General features: G+C 69.2%; 15 protein-coding genes. 5 read left to right on the forward strand and 10 right to left on the reverse strand.

What is annotated here, in order from left to right; genetic code table 11:
• Positions 1–6: 6 nt before the first annotated feature.
• From KF684_07770 to KF684_07815, 10 genes are all read right to left on the reverse strand, one after another.
• On the reverse strand, positions 7–1,224 hold the full coding sequence (locus tag KF684_07770; GenBank protein ID MBX3352818.1) for a hypothetical protein: 1,218 nt from the start codon (positions 1,222–1,224) through the stop codon (positions 7–9).
• A gap of 69 nt (positions 1,225–1,293) precedes the next feature.
• The gene (gene map, locus KF684_07775; protein ID MBX3352819.1) at positions 1,294–2,118 is read right to left on the reverse strand and encodes a type I methionyl aminopeptidase; all 825 of its coding nucleotides are present in this window, start codon (positions 2,116–2,118) and stop codon (positions 1,294–1,296) included.
• Entirely contained in the window at positions 2,115–3,347 is a 1,233-nt protein-coding gene (gene hutI / locus KF684_07780) for an imidazolonepropionase (GenBank protein ID MBX3352820.1), read from the reverse strand. Before hutI ends, map begins: the two co-directional genes overlap by 4 nt.
• Positions 3,344–4,300: a formimidoylglutamase gene (locus KF684_07785; GenBank protein MBX3352821.1), complete on the reverse strand. Its 957-nt coding sequence runs from the start codon at positions 4,298–4,300 to the stop codon at positions 3,344–3,346. Before KF684_07785 ends, hutI begins: the two co-directional genes overlap by 4 nt.
• 34 nt (positions 4,301–4,334) lie before the next feature.
• Entirely contained in the window at positions 4,335–5,204 is an 870-nt protein-coding gene (locus tag KF684_07790) for an SRPBCC domain-containing protein (GenBank protein MBX3352822.1), read from the reverse strand.
• Positions 5,205–5,215: 11 nt separating this feature from the next.
• On the reverse strand, positions 5,216–5,746 hold the full coding sequence (locus KF684_07795) for an SRPBCC domain-containing protein (protein MBX3352823.1): 531 nt from the start codon (positions 5,744–5,746) through the stop codon (positions 5,216–5,218).
• Positions 5,739–6,224, reverse strand: a complete 486-nt coding sequence (locus KF684_07800) for a helix-turn-helix transcriptional regulator (GenBank protein ID MBX3352824.1) — start codon at positions 6,222–6,224, stop codon at positions 5,739–5,741. Before KF684_07800 ends, KF684_07795 begins: the two co-directional genes overlap by 8 nt.
• Positions 6,225–6,315: 91 nt before the next feature.
• Positions 6,316–8,055, reverse strand: coding sequence for a urocanate hydratase (gene hutU, locus KF684_07805; GenBank protein ID MBX3352825.1), 1,740 nt, complete (start codon positions 8,053–8,055; stop codon positions 6,316–6,318).
• A 227-nt stretch (positions 8,056–8,282) separates the two neighbouring features.
• Positions 8,283–8,933, reverse strand: coding sequence for an AhpC/TSA family protein (locus KF684_07810; protein MBX3352826.1), 651 nt, complete (start codon positions 8,931–8,933; stop codon positions 8,283–8,285).
• A gap of 69 nt (positions 8,934–9,002) precedes the next feature.
• Complete coding sequence (locus KF684_07815; GenBank protein ID MBX3352827.1) at positions 9,003–10,541, reverse strand: histidine ammonia-lyase; 1,539 nt, start codon at positions 10,539–10,541, stop codon at positions 9,003–9,005.
• A gap of 105 nt (positions 10,542–10,646) precedes the next feature.
• On the opposite strand from KF684_07815, the gene KF684_07820 reads away from it, so the two are divergent.
• From KF684_07820 to speA, 5 genes are all read left to right on the forward strand, one after another.
• Entirely contained in the window at positions 10,647–11,498 is an 852-nt protein-coding gene (locus KF684_07820) for a hypothetical protein (protein MBX3352828.1), read from the forward strand.
• A gap of 161 nt (positions 11,499–11,659) precedes the next feature.
• Positions 11,660–12,505 carry a GTP cyclohydrolase I FolE2 gene (locus KF684_07825; GenBank protein MBX3352829.1) on the forward strand — a complete coding sequence of 282 codons (846 nt, stop codon included), beginning with the start codon at positions 11,660–11,662 and terminating at the stop codon, positions 12,503–12,505.
• Positions 12,506–12,613: 108 nt separating this feature from the next.
• Positions 12,614–13,342: a type 1 glutamine amidotransferase gene (locus KF684_07830; GenBank protein ID MBX3352830.1), complete on the forward strand. Its 729-nt coding sequence runs from the start codon at positions 12,614–12,616 to the stop codon at positions 13,340–13,342.
• A gap of 6 nt (positions 13,343–13,348) precedes the next feature.
• Positions 13,349–14,410, forward strand: a complete 1,062-nt coding sequence (locus KF684_07835) for a hypothetical protein (protein MBX3352831.1) — start codon at positions 13,349–13,351, stop codon at positions 14,408–14,410.
• A gap of 92 nt (positions 14,411–14,502) precedes the next feature.
• Positions 14,503–16,476 (forward strand): biosynthetic arginine decarboxylase, encoded by a 1,974-nt coding sequence (gene speA / locus KF684_07840; protein ID MBX3352832.1) that lies wholly within the window; start codon positions 14,503–14,505, stop codon positions 16,474–16,476.
• The last annotated feature ends 14 nt before the right edge of the window (positions 16,477–16,490 follow it).

Consider the following 16,490-nt stretch of genomic DNA (forward strand, 5'->3'; position numbering starts at 1 on the left):
GCGCGGTCAATCCGGCGAAGGCGGGTCGTAACAGCGCACCCCGAAGCTGCTCAGCAGCTCGTTGAGGTCGCCGAAGTCCACCGTGCCGTCGGCGTCGATGTCGCCCGCGCAGTCGTCCCCGACGCAGCCGAAAGTCGAGAGGATCGCGTTGAGGTCGGCGAAGCCGATCACGCCGTCGCGGTTGAGGTCGGCGGCGCACGAGGCGGGCCGGTCGAGGACCGCGACCCACGCCTCGCGACGCGTGGCGCCTTCGTCGGTGACGCGTTCGCCCCAGCCGGTGAGGGTGCGCCCGTCGTGGCTCACGCCGCGGATGAAGGTGAGGTGGAGGCCGCCCCGATCGAGACCGATCGAATCGAAGTACGCGTTGGGGTCGATCACGCGCCGAGTTTCGTCCCAGATCGCGGCGCGAAAGCCGTTGAAGCCCGTGAGACTGCTGCGCCCGGCGAGCGTGGCGCCGTTCCCGCTCGCGGCGTAGACCGCGGTGTAGGTTGCGCCGGGGAGAGGCGTGAGAACCGAAGAGACGCCGCTCTCCCACACGATCGCGCTGGCGGTGTTCCCGTCGGTGGCTTCGCCGGCGGCGGTCGCGCCGTCGGCGCTGATGGCGTAGGCGTAGACGATCGGGCCGGCGTCCGCCGGTGACTGGAGCGGTTCAACTCCCGACCCGTCGCGCCACAGGAACGGAGGGAACGGGCCCCCGACGATCGACGCGCCGTCGGCGCTGGCGGCGTAGGCCTCTATGCCGAACGCGTCGTCGAGCAGCGTGAAGCCGTCGTCGGGTGTCCATCGGAACGCGCGGGAGTCGTTGCCGAGTGAGGTCCTGCCCACGACGGTCGACCCGTCGTCGCTCATGCCCATGGCGCTCAGACTCAGCCCGTCGGGGCGTGAGATGATGTCGAGCACCCCGCCCGGCCCGAGTCGCCACCCGCGGTTGACGCCCTCGATGCGCGCGACGCCCATGAGGATCGCGCCGTCGGCGCTCACGCCGCGCATGCCGACGTTGATCGCCCCGGGGTGGGGGAGCGTGAAGGGCTGCAGCCCGGTGGCGAGCGTCCACACGAAGGGCCCGGCGGCGTCGTTGCCGACGACCGTCGTGCCGTCGGCGCTGACCTTCCACGCGAGGGATTCGATCCCCGGCGCGCTGGCGCCGAGCGCGTAGAACGCCCCGCCTGCAGCGGCGGCGGAGCCGAGACACAGACTGATCGCGCACACGGACAGTGATCGCATCGATCGCCCTCGAAGTGGTGAGAGGCCTCGACGCAGTCTACCTCGGCGCCGGTGATCCGCCAGCGAAAATCACTTCCCGCGGGTCACCACGTCCGGTAAATCTTCGAGCCCTGCGGTCATGACCTCCGGGCCCTCCTCGGTGATCAGGACGTCGTGCTCGTAATGCACGCACTGCGAGCCATCGGCGGTGAAGACGGGCCACTGCCCGCTCGCCTGGATGGTTTCCGGGGTGCCGATGGCGATCATGGGCTCGACGGCGACGAGCGTGCCCGGCTCGCAGCGGGTGAAGGCGTCGGGCCATTCGCCGGGGTAGGTGGGGGTGGTGTTGCTGATGTAGGGGCGCATATGGAGTTTGCGCCCGTACCCGTGGCCCCCGAGCCCGCGCACGAGGTGGAAGCGGTCCTGGAACTCGACGCGGTCCTGCACGGCGCGCGCCCATTCGAGGTAGGTGTTGCCGGGCTTGAGGGTCTGGACGCCCTCGCGCAGAGAGCGCTTGCCGCTCTCGCAGAGCCGGGCGACCTCGTCGGACGCGCCCCCGAAGACATAGGTCCAGGCGGCGTCGCCGATGAATCCCTTGTGCACGACGCCGATGTCGATCTTGAGGACATCGCCCGGCTTGAGCTTCGCGCCGGTGTAGGTCGCGGTCCCGTGCACGATGCAGGAGTTGAGCGAGAGGCACGCGTGGCTGGGGAACGCCGGGAGGCGCGGGATCTTGTACCCCCGGAACGCGGACACGCACTTGAGACCGGTCAGCGTCTGCGCGACGAAAAGATCGATCTCGAGAAGGGTCTGCCCGAGCGCGAGAAAATCGACGAGGCGCTGGTGAACCTCGACGACCTTGTACGCCGCTTCTCTGGCGAGTTCGGCTTCCTGCGTGGTGACCTTGGGCGTCATGAGCGGGCGATGATAGCGCCGTGAACGCAGACGACATCCACCGGGTTGTCCCCGAACTCGTAGGCGAGGGCCCGCTCGTCGGTGTGGCGGAGCAGGATCAGGTCGGCGCGCGCGCCCGGGGTCAGGCGGCCCCGGTCGTCGAATCCGAGGAGGGCGGCGGCGTTCGCGGTGCAGGCCGTGATCGCTTCGTTCGGGGTGAGCCCGTTGAACCGCGCCGCGAGCGCGATCGCCATCGGCATCGAGTGCGTGGGCGCCGAGCCGGGGTTGCAGTTGGTGGCGATGACCAGCGCGCCGCCCGCGTCGAGAAAGGCACGCCCGTCCGCGTAGCGCCCGTCGGTGTGGAAGGCGGCGCAGGGGAGCATCACGCCGAAGGTTTTCGACCTCGCGAGCAGCGCGAGTTCCTCGGGCGTGGACGCCTCGAGGTGGTCGACGCTGCGGGCGCCGCGCTCGACCGCCCAGCGAGTCATGCCCAGCGCGTTGAACTGGTCGGCGTGGACGCGGAAGGGGTGGCCGAGCGAGATGGCGCGATCGAAGAGGCGCGCGCACTCGTCGAGCGACCACGCGCCGGATTCGCAGTACGCGTCGAGGGCGACGCCCGGGAACTCCGCGTGGACCGCGTCGAGGGTTTCGCCGATCGTCGTTTCGATGAACGCGTCGCGCGAGGGGTGGTCGGCGTCGATCGCGTGCGCGATGAGCGCGGTCGGGACGACGGCGCCCGGGAAGCCCTTCGCGGCGGCGCGGATCGCGCGCAGCATCTTGAGTTCGTCGTTGGTTGAGAGGCCGTAGCCCGACTTCACCTCGACGGTGGTCGTGCCGGCGAGCAGCATGCGCGTGAGGCGGTCGAGCAGCGAGGAGGCCAGGTCCTTCTCGCTCGCACCGCGCACGGAGCGGACGGTGGACATGATCCCGCCGCCGGCCTTCAGCAGTTCGAGATAGGTCGCGCCGGCGAGTTTCTTCGTCCACTCGTCGATGCGATCGCCAGCCCAGCACGCGTGGGTGTGCGCGTCGACGAACGAGGGCATGAGCACGCGCCCCTTCGCGTCGAGGGCATGGTCGACGCCCTTGGCGCTGAGCGAGCCGGCGGGTTCGATCGCTTCGATGCGCCCGTTGCGCACGAGCACATCGGCGCGGTCGAGCACATGCAGATCGTTCGCGGCGGCGCCCCGGTGAGGCCCGGGCCCCGGTGGAGTAACCACGCGCGCGTTGAGGAACACCGTCGCGCCGCTCACGAGGGGCGCTCCGCGAAGCCGGCGAGGAAGGTGAGCAGGCACAGGGCCGCGACGCGCGCCGTGCGGTCGGCGATGTCGTTGGGCGGGCTGAGTTCCATGATGTCGAAGTGCTTCACCGCCGGGTGCTCGCCGGCGCGCTCGAGCACCTTGAGGACGCGATCGACGGAGAGCCCGTCGGGGTTGACGGCGCTCACGCCCGGGGCGGACGCGCCGTCGATGACATCGAGGTCGAGCGAGACGAAGCCGGGGTCGGCCTTGCCTGCCGGGAAGGCGCGGTCGAACGCGACGGGGATCGCGGCCTTGAAGTCGCGCGCTTTCTCGACGCCGATGAGCGCCGCGCTGCGCGCGCGCAGGTACTCGATGTGCTCGGCGCTGTTGCTGAAGCGACCCACGCCGAACTCGACGAAGCGCTGCGGATCAAGAAACCCGCCCTCGATCGCGGCCCGGTAGGGCATGCCCGATCCGACCGTCTCGCGCACATCGAGGTGCGGGTCGATGTTGACGCCCCCGACCGGGGAGCGGTAGTGCTGCGAGAGCGCGCGGACCGAGGGGAAGGTCAGGTCGTGCCCGCCCCCGACGCAGATCGTGACCAGGCCCATCTCGTGCAGTTCGCGCACGGCGCGTGTCACGCGGTCGTGCGTTTCGTGCAGCGCCGCTTCCGAATCGGCGCGCACCGGCTCGATGTCGCCGGCGTCGTAGACCGCGATGTCCATCGCGGCGGCGCGCTGGTAGTCGTGGTCGGCGCCGAAGGACGCGAGGACCCTGCGCAGCGCCGTCGGGCCCTCCTTCGCGCCGGGGCGTCCGTGGTTCAGACGCACGCCAAGGTCGTCGGGCAGGCCGAGCAGCGCGACGCGGCAGCCCTCAGGGGTGTCAGTCCGTATGTGCGACGCGAACCGGCCGGGCCGGATCGCGGGCCAGGCCGGGGGCGTGGTGAAGGGGACGATTCGCTCCATGGGCGATGTTCTAGCACGCCGATCGCGCTCACGCTCATCGCGCGTCGCGGTCGCGGACGAGCGAGAGTCGCATCGGGTGCAGCTCGGCGGTGAAAACACCCCCGACGACCCCGGGATCGCCCTCCATGATCGCCCGGGCCGACGCTTCGTCCTTCGCCTCGAAGATCACCAGCCCGATCTGCAACTCGCCCGTGCAGGGCCCCGCGACGATCACGGCGCCCGACTTCGTGAGGTCCGACAGGTACCTGCTGTGGCCGGCGAAGGCGTCCTTCTCGGCCTGCGTGGTGGCGGTCATCAACTCGGGGCGCGAAAGCCGAAGCATGTACACCCAGCCGTTCTTCGGATCGTGCGAGGGGTCGGCCGGCTTCGCGAAGCTCTGCTGGATCTTCGCACCGACGGAGTTCCACGCCGCGACGAAGTACCCGCGCAGCGTGTTCCAGTCCTCGCCCTCGCCGAAGCCCAGGTGCGTGATGGTCATGCGTGTTCGCCCGTGGGGCAGCGGGCGCAGATCGACCGTCACCCAGGTGCGATCGTCGCGCAGCGACGCGAAGTTGGGCGGCGCGTTCCAGGTGAATGACAGCGTGCGCTCGGGCACGAAGGAGAGCACGACGCAGCCCTCGCTGCCGCGGCTGCCAGCCGGGGCGGTCGGCGCCCAGTGGATCTCGTACTTGCCCCCGGGCCTGAGTTCGCACTCGAGGTGCGCGCCGATGACCTCTTGGAAACCCTCGGCTGTGGTCCAGACGCGCCAGACCTCGGAGGGCGGCGCGTCGATGTCGCGGACGGTTTCGAGGGCCGGCGCGTCGAGGCGGAACTCGTGAGAGGGGAGGAGCGGCGCCTGCGCGAGCGTCGGGGGGGCGACCGCCGCGACGAGCAGCGCGCACGCGAGCGTGAGGATGCGTGTCATGGGTGTTCCTTTCAGCGGGCGCGGACATCGAGCAGTTCGGCCTGCTCGGTGCGGGTCTTCTTCGGGAGCATGAAGGTCATCGCGCCCATCATGGCGTACTGCATGCGCGTCTTGACCGGGACATTGCCGGTTTCGAGTTCGTGCTTGAGCAGATCGAGGATCTGCGTCCAGCCCTTGGCGACCTTGTGGTTGTCCTTGCTCGGCTCGGCGAAGACATGGGTGAGGGTGACGCGCGTGGCGCCGCCGCGGGGCTCGAGTTCCCAGGTCACGGTCGCCGGCTTGTCGTTGCCGAAGGTCATGACGAAGGTGTGCACGAGTCGTCGCGGCGGGTCGACCTCGAGGATCTCGCCCACGATGAAGGTGTTCTTCCCGCTGGCGTTGCTGTAGCGCAGGCGCGCGCCGGGAGTGAGCGTGCCGCCCTGCACATGCAGGGCGGTGTTGTACATGGGGCGCGAGATCTCGCCCTGCTTGGTGAGTTCGTGCCAGACCTTCTCGATCGGGGCGTTGATGTCGATTGAGAGCACCTTCGTCAAGTCATCCATCGCGCGACCTCCCGGGGCGTGCGCGCGAGGCGCCGCCCCCGTTCCCCCCGGCCCCACGGTCTATCCGACGACGCCCGCCCTTGACCGGGGGCGCGGCCTCGTCGGTGGTATCCGTCTTTGGACGCGCGGGCGGGCGACGCTCGTCGCCCGGGGTGTCCTGCGCCTCCAGCGAGTCTTTCAAAGAGATCAGCGCCCCGGCCCAGTGCCCCTCGAATCGCGAGACCCAGCGCTCGTAGACCCGGCGCAGGGGCACGGCGTTGAGGTGGTTCATCCTCGTCCGCCCCTCCTTGCGCGCCACGATCAGGTTGGCCTCCTCGAGCACCGAAAGGTGCTGCATGACCCCAAAGCGCGAGAGTTCGGGCAGTGCCGCGTCGAGATCGCCCGTCGAGAGGGGCCCGTCGCGCAGCAGGTCGAGGATGGTCCTGCGCCATGGGCTGGCGAGGGCCTTGAAGACGGGTTCGAGTGGGTCGGGTCTCAATGCGTGATAGATATATCACATGTTGGGATGGGTGTCAACACGAAAAAACCCGCTGTCAGCGGGTTGCGACCTTCGGAAGTTGGACGGGGCCTCACCGCCCCTTCGGGCGCATCGGGATATCCACATCCCGCTCGTTCGCGGCCTTCCACGCCTCGTCGTAGCCGGCGTCGGCGTGGCGGAAGACGCCCATGGCGGGGTCGTTGGTGAGGACGCGCGCGATGCGTCGGCCGGCTTCGGGGGTGCCGTCGGCGACGACGACCTGGCCGGCGTGCTGGGAGAAGCCGATGCCCACGCCGCCGCCGTGGTGGAAGGAGACCCAGGACGCGCCGCTGGCGACATTGACCATCGCGTTGAGGAGGGCCCAGTCGGAGACGGCGTCGGTGCCGTCCTTCATGGCCTCGGTCTCGCGGTTGGGCGAGGCGACGCTGCCGCAGTCGAGGTGGTCGCGTCCGATGACGATGGGTGCGCCGACCTTGCCCTCGGCGACGAGGGTGTTGAAGAGCAGGCCCGCCTTGTGGCGCTCGCCGTAGCCCAGCCAGCAGATGCGCGCCGGGAGTCCCTGGAAGCCGAACTTGGGCGCGCAGTTGTCGAAGTCGCCTGCGATCAGCGCGTCGGGGTTGCTGTGGCAGCCGAGAATCCAGCGCCGGAGCCCCTCGTGCTCGGGGAAGAGTTTCAGCAGCGCGTGGTCGGTGACGAAGATGTCCTGGGGGTTGCCCGAGAGGGCGGCCCAGCGGAAGGGCCCTCGCCCCTCGCAGAACTGGGGGCGGATGTACGCCGGGACGAACCCGGGGAAGGCGAACGCGTCGCTGAATCCCTCGTCGTAGGCGCGCTGGCGGATGTTGTTGCCGTAGTCGAAGGTGACGGCGCCGCGGCGTTGCAGCTCGACCATAAGTTCGACATGCTGGCGCATGGTCTGGAGACTGAGTCGTTCGTAGTCGGCGGGGTAGGCGGTGCGGAGTTCCTCGGCCTCGTGGATGGTCAGCCCGGCGGGGACATAACTCATCGGGTCGTGCGCGCTGGTCTGGTCGGTGAGTGTGTCGGGGGTGATGTCGCGCTCGATCATGCGGTCGAGGAGTTCGACGGCGTTGACCGGGACACCGATGGAGACGCCCATGTGGCGCTCGCAGTAGTCGATGGCGGCGTCGATCGCGGAATCGACATCGTCGAGGATCTCGTCGAGGTAGCCGTCGTGGGTGCGGCGCGCGAGTTTGGAGCGGTCGATGTCGGCGATGAGGCAGACGCCCCCGTTGAGCGTGATGGCGAGGGGCTGTGCGCCGCCCATGCCGCCGCAGCCGGCGGTGACATTGAGCGTGCCCTTCAGCGTTCCTTCGAACTCGCGCCGCGCGCACTCGGCGTAGGTCTCGTAGGTTCCCTGGAGGATGCCCTGCGTGCCGATGTAGATCCAGGATCCGGCGGTCATCTGGCCGTACATGATGAGGCCCTTGCGGGCGAGTTCATCGAAGTGCTGCTGGGTGGCCCAGTGGGGGACGAGGTTGGAGTTGGCGATGAGGACGCGCGGGGCGTCTTCGTGCGTCTTGACGACGCCGACGGGCTTTCCGCTCTGGACGAGGAGCGTTTCGTCGGGCTCAAGGCGCCGGAGTGTTTCGACGATGGCGTCGAACGCTTCCCACGAGCGCGCCGCCTGGCCGCGCCCGCCGTAGACGACGAGGTTGGCGGGGTCTTCGGCGACCTCTGGGTCGAGGTTGTTCATGAGCATGCGGAGCGCCGCTTCGGCTTGCCATGTTTTGCAGGTGCGATGCACGCCGTGGGGCGCCTTGACGACGCGGGCGACGGAGGCGGACTTGGCGGTGTCGAGGACTGCAGGGCTCATACTCGCTCCCTCGCGCTTCGCTGCGTCGCCGCGTCTTCACACACATCGAAGGAACGCGGCTGGGTCTCTGAGACAAGGTAGGCGGCCTGCGTGGGCGGCACAACCGTCGGTATCGACCTCCTCGCGACGAAAGAAAAGCGCAGAGGACGCTTTGGCGTCCGCTGCGCGGGCTCTCGTCGCGTCCGAGCGGGGCGCGGCGAGAGGGGGGGAGAGAGGTTCGTGGCTTGTCAGCGTGCGTCCTGGACGACGGCGCGGGTCGCTTCGACGACCTCGGCGATGGGGGCTCGCTTGGTGTAGTCCCAGCTCGACCAGGCGTATCGGATGACTCCGTCGCGATCGATGACGTAGGTCGCAGGGGCTGGGAGCTCCCAGGACTCGCTGGCGTTGGCCTTCTCGAGGTCGATGCCGTAGCCCTTGTACGTCTTCACGGTCTTGTCGTCGAGGGTGAACGCGAGTCGGAAGGCGCGGCTGACATCGCCGGTGGAGTCGGAGAGGATCGTCGTGCCGGGCGTGTGCTTGGCGCCGGTCTTCTGCGCGAGGTCGGGCTTCTCCATCGTGATGGCGACGAAGGCGGCGCCCATCTTCTCGATCTCGTCGATGCGCTTCTCCCACTTGGCGAGGTCTTTGGTGCAGTAGGGGCACCACCCGCCGCGGTAGAAGGTGAGGACGACGGGGCCCTCGGCCCAGAGGGATTCGAGGTCGATCTCTGCGTTCTCGACGGTGCGGAGCGCGACGCCGGCGGGGGCCTTGTCGCCCACGGCGAGGCCGGGCTTGTCGGTCTCGGGGTCGAGGTTTCGCGTGTTCGGGGCGGCGGACTGCGCGATCGCGAGCGACGAGACGCTCAGCGCGAGCGCGGCGGTTAGAACCTTGGTCAGCATGGGCCGGTGCTCCAGTGGTGTGGCGGGACTGGAAGCCCCGCGCACCGACGAACGACCGGCGCGGCGCGGTTATTCCGAGAAGCGTCCCGCTCTGATCATGGAGCGGATCGCGGCGAGGTCGGGCGCCAGCGAGCGGTCGGCGTCCAGTTTCGGGACCCGTTCGCGGATGACCGCGTGCGTGCGCTCGACGCCCTCGCCCGAGCGGAGCGGTCGCTGGTGCTCGATGGCTTCGGCGGCGGTGAGGAGCTCGACGCTGACGACATGCTCGGCGAGTTCGACGGCGCGCCGTGCCTTGGCGGCGGAGCGCGGGCCGTAGGAGTTGTAATCCTCGGTGCCTGCGCAGGTGGGGACATTGGCGACGCTGGCGGGGTTGGCGAGCCCGACGAGCTCGTTGACGCAGGCGGCGGCGGCGTACTGGGGGATCATCAGCCCGCTGTGGAGCCCGGGTTTTGGGCTGAGGAACATGGGGAGGGGGTTCTGGTCGTCGGAGGCGCCGGTGATGAAATAGACGCGGCGCTCGGCGATGCCCGCGATGTGGGCGAGCGCGATGGGGAGGGTGTCGAGCGCGAGGGCGATCGGCATTCCATGGAAGCACCCGGCAGAGACGATGGTGGTGGGGGCCTCGCCCCTGGCGGGGTCGCCCGGCCCGTCGAAGACGAGTGGGTTGTCGGTGACAGCGCCGAGTTCGCGTTCGATGCAGCCGCGCGCGTGGTCGATGAGGTCGAGCGCTGCGCCGAGGACGATGGGCGCGCATCGGAAGGAATAAGGATCTTGCACGCGCGGATCATCGTCCTTGTGCGCGCGCACGATCTGACTGCCGGAGAGGAGTTCGCGCAGGCGCATGGCGACGCGCTCGGGCCCGGGCTGGTTGCGCGCGACATAGACGCGCGGGTCGAGGAAGGCGTCGGTGGCGCGCGCGCCGTCGATGGACATCGCGCATGCGCACAGGGCCGCGTTGAGCAGGCGGTCGATGTCGTTGAGGAGCAGCGCGCCCTCGGCGGCCATGAGGTGCGTGCCGTTGAGCAGCGCGAGGCCTTCTTTGGCTTCGAGGTCGATGGGTTCGAGTCCGGCGTGCTCGAGGGCGCGGTCCCCGGGCATGCGCTGGTCGTCGTAGATCACCTCGGCCTCGCCCATGAGCGCGAGGATCGCGTGCGCGAGCGGCGCGAGGTCTCCCGACGCGCCGACGGACCCGATCGACGGGACGACGGGGGTGACGCCGGCGTTGATCGCCGCGACGAGGCGCCGGACGGTCACGGGTCGCACGCCGGATCGCCCCCGGCAGAGCGACGCCGCCAGGATGGTGAGCATGGCGCGGACGGTCTCGACCGGGAGCGGCTCGCCGACGGCGCTGGCGTGGCTTCGCACGAGGTTGCGCTGGAGGTCTCGCAGCTCGGCGTCGGGGATGCGCTGGCGCGCGAACTTCCCGAAGCCGGTGTTGACGCCGTAGAGGGGCTCGCCGGTGCGCGATTCGCGCTCGAGCGCCTGGCGAGAGCGCTCGATCAAGCCGAGGGCCTCGTCGGAGACGCCCAGGGTCGCCCCCCGGCGTGCGACCGCTTCGACCTGGGCTGGCGTGAGGGGCTGACCGGTGAGCGTGACCTTGGTGGGCATCGTGGTCAGTGTTCGGCGTCGCAGGGGACTTGGCAAGGCGGAAATCTGTCCCGAGCGGCGATCGGGCGTTTGCCGGGGGGGTCGCGGGCGGGTATCACCACGGTCATGGCGCGAACCGCGACGATGTGGGCTGTCCTCCTTCTCTGCCTTTTCGGGCTCGGTCCGGCGCTGACGCTGGCGATGGGCGGCGTGCGCGGCGGCGACGGGGGGACCGACGCGACCTTCCTGCTCTCGGCGTCGGCTCCGAGCGGGATCTTCGCGATGGCGCTGATCCTCGTGGTTGCCGGCGGCGTCGGCGTCGCGGCGTCGCGACTCCTCGGGATCAACGCCGGGCTGGGCGCGTTCGCGATGACGCTCATCGCCCCGGCGATGCGCCTCGGCGAACTCGTCCCCATTCTGCGCTGGGCAGAATCACCCGGCGCGTTCCGCGTCATGGCGATCGAGGGCGTCATCCTCGCGATCGCGGCGGCGTTCGCTGCGCTGCTGATCGAACGCGTCTCGCGCTCGTCGCACGAGTTGCAAAAAGCCGACGCCCCGAAGCTGCTGTCGATGGACTCCGCGATCGCGATGGGCGTGGCGCTCGCCGCCGGCGCGCTGGCGGCGTGGGTGATCGCGCGCGAGCCGACGAAGGGCCAGTCGATTTTCGCCGGGGTCGCGGCCGGCATCGGGGGCGGGGCGGCGGGTCGCATCGTGGCGATCCGGGCGCCGCTGGCGGCGCTCGCGCTGGGCGTGATGCTGGTGGGCGTGCTCGGTCCGGTGCTCGGGATGGTGTTGGCCGGATCGGACGCGCTGCGCGCCGCGTACGAGATGCGTCTGCCGGCGCTCTCGCATCCGATTCCGCTGGATTGGCTCGCCGGCTCGATGCTGGGCCTGCCGCTTGGGTTGTCGTGGGCCGCGTCGGTCATCGAGAAGCGCAGCGGCGCGCCCCGGGCCGGGGAGTCTCGCGCCGCGGCGTAAGCCCCCCGGCGACGGGCATAGGGGGAATCCGGGCGGCCCTCTCGGGCGAAAGAACCCATCCATCCCCGGTCGGATACTCAGCCCGCGCGACCTAGGATCCGCCGATGAGCGGACAGGACTCTTCAACGCGCGGCGGGTCCGACCCCGCAGAGAGCACACGCATGGTCACGACGAAGACCCCTCCCGCCCCCGGCGCCCCCGGCGCCCCCGGTGTCATCCCCGACGTCCAGAGCAAGCGAGACGAGCGGCGGATCGCCATCGACCGCGTGGGCGTGAAGGGCGTGACCTACCCCCTCGTGCTGCACACCCCCGATGGGGGCGAGCAGCCCACCGTCGCCTCCATCAATATGTACGTGTCTCTGCCCCATCACCAGAAGGGCACGCACATGAGCCGCTTCCTGGAGGTGCTCAACGAGCACAACTCGGCGCCGATCAAGCCCGAGAACATCCCCCAGATCGCGCGCAGCGTGAAGGAGCGGCTCGAGGCCGAGCAGGCGCACATCGAGCTCGCGTTCACCTACTTCATCAAGAAGTTCGCGCCCGTCACGAAGATGCCGGGGCTTATGGACTACAAGGTCACCTTCGAGTGCACCTCGAACAGCCACGATGACTTCATCATCGGCGTCAAGGCGCCCGCGACGAGTCTGTGCCCGTGCTCGAAGGAGATCAGTCGCTACGGCGCGCACAACCAGCGATGCGAGATCGAGGCCAAGGTCCGCTTCCGGGGCTCGCTGTGGATCGAGGACGTGGCGACGATGATCGAAGAGTCGGCGAGCGAGCAGGTCTATGCCGTGCTGAAGCGCCCCGACGAGAAGTATGTCACCGAGAAGGCGTACGAGAATCCGAAGTTCGTCGAGGACATCGTGCGCGATCTGGCGATCCGGCTGGACGACGAGGACCGCATCGTGTGGTACTCGATCACCAGCGAGAACTTCGAGTCGATCCACAGCCACAACGCCTACGCGATGATCACGCGCGACAAGCGAGAGGGCATCGCCCGGCGCTGAGCGCCGGGTTCGGGACGCTCCGACAACCAGCCGGCCCTTCGCCCTGCGCGGGCCCTCCGTCGTGCCGCCTGACCTCCCCGGGCTCCGGGGCGGCTATGCTGCGGCCCTATGGCCATCCTCGTCTTTCAGCACGACGCGACCAACACCGCCGGCCGGCTCGGCGTCACCCTGCGCGACCACGGGCTCCGGATCGATGTCCGCCAGCTTTTCCGCGGCGATGCGGTCCCCCCGGACCTCGACGGCGTCGAGGGCATCGTGTCGCTGGGCGGCAGGCCGAACGTCGATGACCCGCGAGAGGATCACCCGTGGATGGACGAGGAGCTCTCGCTCCTGCGCGAGGGCCACGAGCGCGGCATCCCGGTCGTGGGGGTGTGCCTGGGGCACCAGATGATCGCCGCGGCGCTCGGGGGCACTGTCGAGAGATCCGCCAAGCAGGCGTTCGGGTTCCTGCCCCTGTCGATCGGGCCCGCCGGGCACACCGACGAGGTCCTCAGCGGCGTGGCGTGGGACTCCCCCCAGTTCTACTGCAACACGCGCGAGGTCACGGCGCTGCCCCCGGGCGCCGTCACGCTGGCGTCCACGCCCCGGTGCAAAAACTCGATCGTGCGTTTCGGCGCCCGGACCTACGGCTTCCAGCACCACTTCGAGCTCGACCGCGAGGGCGTCGCGCGGTTCGTTCGCGAGGGCAAGCAGTCGTTCTACGACAACGGGCTGACCTTCGACGACGTGAACCGGCAGGCGGAGCGTGACTACCCGATGTTCGCGCGCCTCAGCGATCGCGTCTGCGTGAACCTCGTGACATACCTTTTCGTGCCCGATTTCGTGCGCAGAGTGTGATTCGTCGTGGGCACGCGCCTGTCCATCACGCCCCCGGGCGACTTCGTGCTGGCGCGCGACGCCTGCTCCTACGGCTACTTCCTGCTCGCGCCCAACCGGTGGAACCCCTTCGATCGGACGCTGACGCGCCCCCTCGCCCTCGAGGGCGGCGTCGCCACGCTGGCGATCGCGCAGGACGAGCGCGAGGCCGATCCCGGGCCCGACAGGGCCGGTCGCCTGCGCTGGGCGAGCGAGGGAAAGCCCCTGCGCGTGCGCGCCGATCGCGCGCTGTCCCGGCGCGAGCAGACGCAGGCGAAAGCGATGCTCACCCGGATGCTGCGCCTCGATGACGACGGGGTGGGGGAGTTCCACGGCGTCGACCCTCGCTGGCGCGCGAGCGGGCGAGGGCGCCTGTTTCGCAGCCCGACCTTCTTTGAAGATCTCATCAAGACGGTGACCAGCTGCAATGTCGCCTGGCCCAGCACGATCAAGATGAACCAGCGCCTGTGCGAGGTCGTCGCGCCGGCATTCCCGACACCGGCGCAGCTCGCGAGGAAGAAGGCGTCGACGCTGCGCGCGCGATGCTCGGTGGGGTATCGCGACGCGCGGATCGTGCTGCTCGCGAAGATGGCCGCGGCCGGGGAGATCGACGAGGCGCGCCTGAGCGATCCCGGCGTCGGCGACGACGAGCTGTTCGCGTTCCTGAAAGGGTTGCCAGGGCTGGGGCCCTATTCGGCGGCCAACGTGATGCAGCTGCTGGGGCGGTACGAGCGGCTGCCGATCGACACCGAGACGATGCGCCACGCGAGGACGGTGCTGGGCTTCGAGGGGACGGACGCCGAGCTGTGGAAGCGGGTGGAGGCGCACTACGCCCCGTTCGGGGCGAGGAAGTTCCAGAGTTACTGGTTCGAGCTGTGGGACTTCTACGAGTCGAAGCGCGGGCCGGCGTGGACCTGGGACCCGTCGACGACGGGGAAGACCTTCACCGCAGCCGCGTTCAAGGAGGTCGAAGGGGACGACGACCGGCTGCCCGGGGAGCGCGCCGGGGCTCGTCGGAGCCGGCGTGCGAAGGGGTCCCCCCGGGTTTGACCCGCGTATAGTTCCCTTCGTCCCGGATTGCTCCGCACGGCCCCCCCGAGGCCCCCGCGCTCCCGCGATATGCCCAAGAGAGAACACCCTCGATGACGACGATTCCCGCGCCGCTCGGCGCCAAGGCCGAGCAGCCCCAGTCTCTGTCCGAATGGACGGCCGATGACGCTGCGAATCTGTACGGCCTGCCCGGGTGGGGCCTTGGGTACTTCGGGGTCAGCAAGCGCGGGACGGTGGTGGTGAACCCGAGGCGCGACCGCGGCGCGTCGGTGGACTTGTTCGGGCTGATCGAGGGCTTGGCGCAGCGCGGCGTGCACACGCCTGTGCTTGTGCGTTTCGACGACATCGTGAAGGACCGCGCGCAGCGCCTGCACTCGTCGTTCAAACGCGCGATGGCCGATCAGGAGTACAAGGGCGGGTATTCCTGCGTGTACCCCATCAAGGTCAACCAGCAGAAGCACGTCGTCGAGCTCGTGCGCGACGTGGGCGAGCCCCTGGGCTTCGGCCTCGAGGCCGGCTCCAAGCCCGAGCTGCTCGCGGTCCTCGCGCTCACCGAGAACCGGCCCCACATGCCCGTGGTCTGCAACGGCTTCAAGGACGACGAGTACATCGAGATGGTCGTGCTCGCCGCCAAGCTCGGGCGCAACATCATCCCCGTCGTCGAGAAGTACAGCGAGCTCGAGATGCTCGTGAAGCACGCGAAGCGCTACGGCGTCAAGCCCAAGCTGGGCGTGCGCGTCAAGATCGACTCGCGCGGCGTCGGGCGCTGGGGCGAGTCCGCCGGCTCGCGATCCAAGTTCGGGCTCTTCATCAGCGAGATCCTGCGCGGGATGGACTACCTGCGCGAGAACGACATGCTCGGCTGCCTGCGCATGATCCACTTCCACATGGGGAGCCAGATCTGCGACATCCGCAACCTCAAGAACGCGCTCAACGAGCTCGCGCACATATACACCGAGATGCGCCGCCTCGGCGCGTCCTCGCTCGACATCATCGACATCGGCGGCGGGCTGGGCGTCGACTACGACGGCTCGCAGAGCTCGTCGGACTCGTCGATGAACTACACCATCGAGGAATACGCGTCCGACGTGATCTATCGCATCAAGAGCGTCTGTGACGACGCCAAGGCGCCCCACCCGATGATCATCAGCGAGTCGGGTCGCGCCCTCGTGGCGCACTCGAGCGTGCTGGTGTTCGACGTGCGCGGGTCGTCGCGCTTCGACAAGGACCCGGCGCCCGACGAGCTCGACGCCGCGATGGCGGCGGAGGAAGAGGTCCCCCAGCCGATCATCGATCTCATCCAGGCGTCGCAGGACCTGTCCGACAAGAACATCCTCGAGACCTACCACGACGCGCTGCAGGCGCGCGACGAGGCGATGAGTCTGTTCGGGCTCGGCTACATCTCGCTCCCGATGCGCGCCATCGCCGAGCGTCTGTTCTGGTCGGTCGGGCGCAAGATCCTCGAGCGCGTCGCGACGAGGCAGGAGCTGCCCGACGAGCTCCAGGACCTGCCCGACATCATGAGCGACATCTATTTCTGCAACATGTCGATCTTCCAGTCCATGCCCGACTCGTGGGCCATCGACCAGCTGTTCCCGATCCTGCCCATCCACCGCCTGACCGAGCGCCCGATGCGGCGCGGCATCCTGGCCGACATCACCTGCGACTCGGACGGCAAGATCGACAACTTCGTCGACAAGCGCGACGTCAAGAAAACCCTCGAGCTGCACGACCTGAAGCCGGGCGAGCCGTACTACCTCGCCGCGTTCCTGGTCGGGGCGTATCAGGAGATCCTGGGCGACCTGCACAACCTCCTCGCCGACACGCACACCGTGCATGTCTCCATCGACGACGACGGGGACATGTCGATCGACGAGGTCGTGCGAGGCGACACGGTGTCCACGGCGCTGTCGTACGTGCAGTTCGACCAGAACGAGCTGAAGCGCTCGGTCCGGCGCGATGTCGAGCGCGCCGTCAAGCGGGGCGACATGAGCATCACCGAGTCCACCGCCCTCCTGCGCTTCTACGAGGACGGGCTGGCGGGGTACACCTACCTCGAGGACTGATCGGTCGCGGGCCG

The sequence above is a fragment of the Phycisphaeraceae bacterium genome, assembly GCA_019636675.1.
GTDB lineage: Bacteria > Planctomycetota > Phycisphaerae > Phycisphaerales > UBA1924 > JAHBXC01.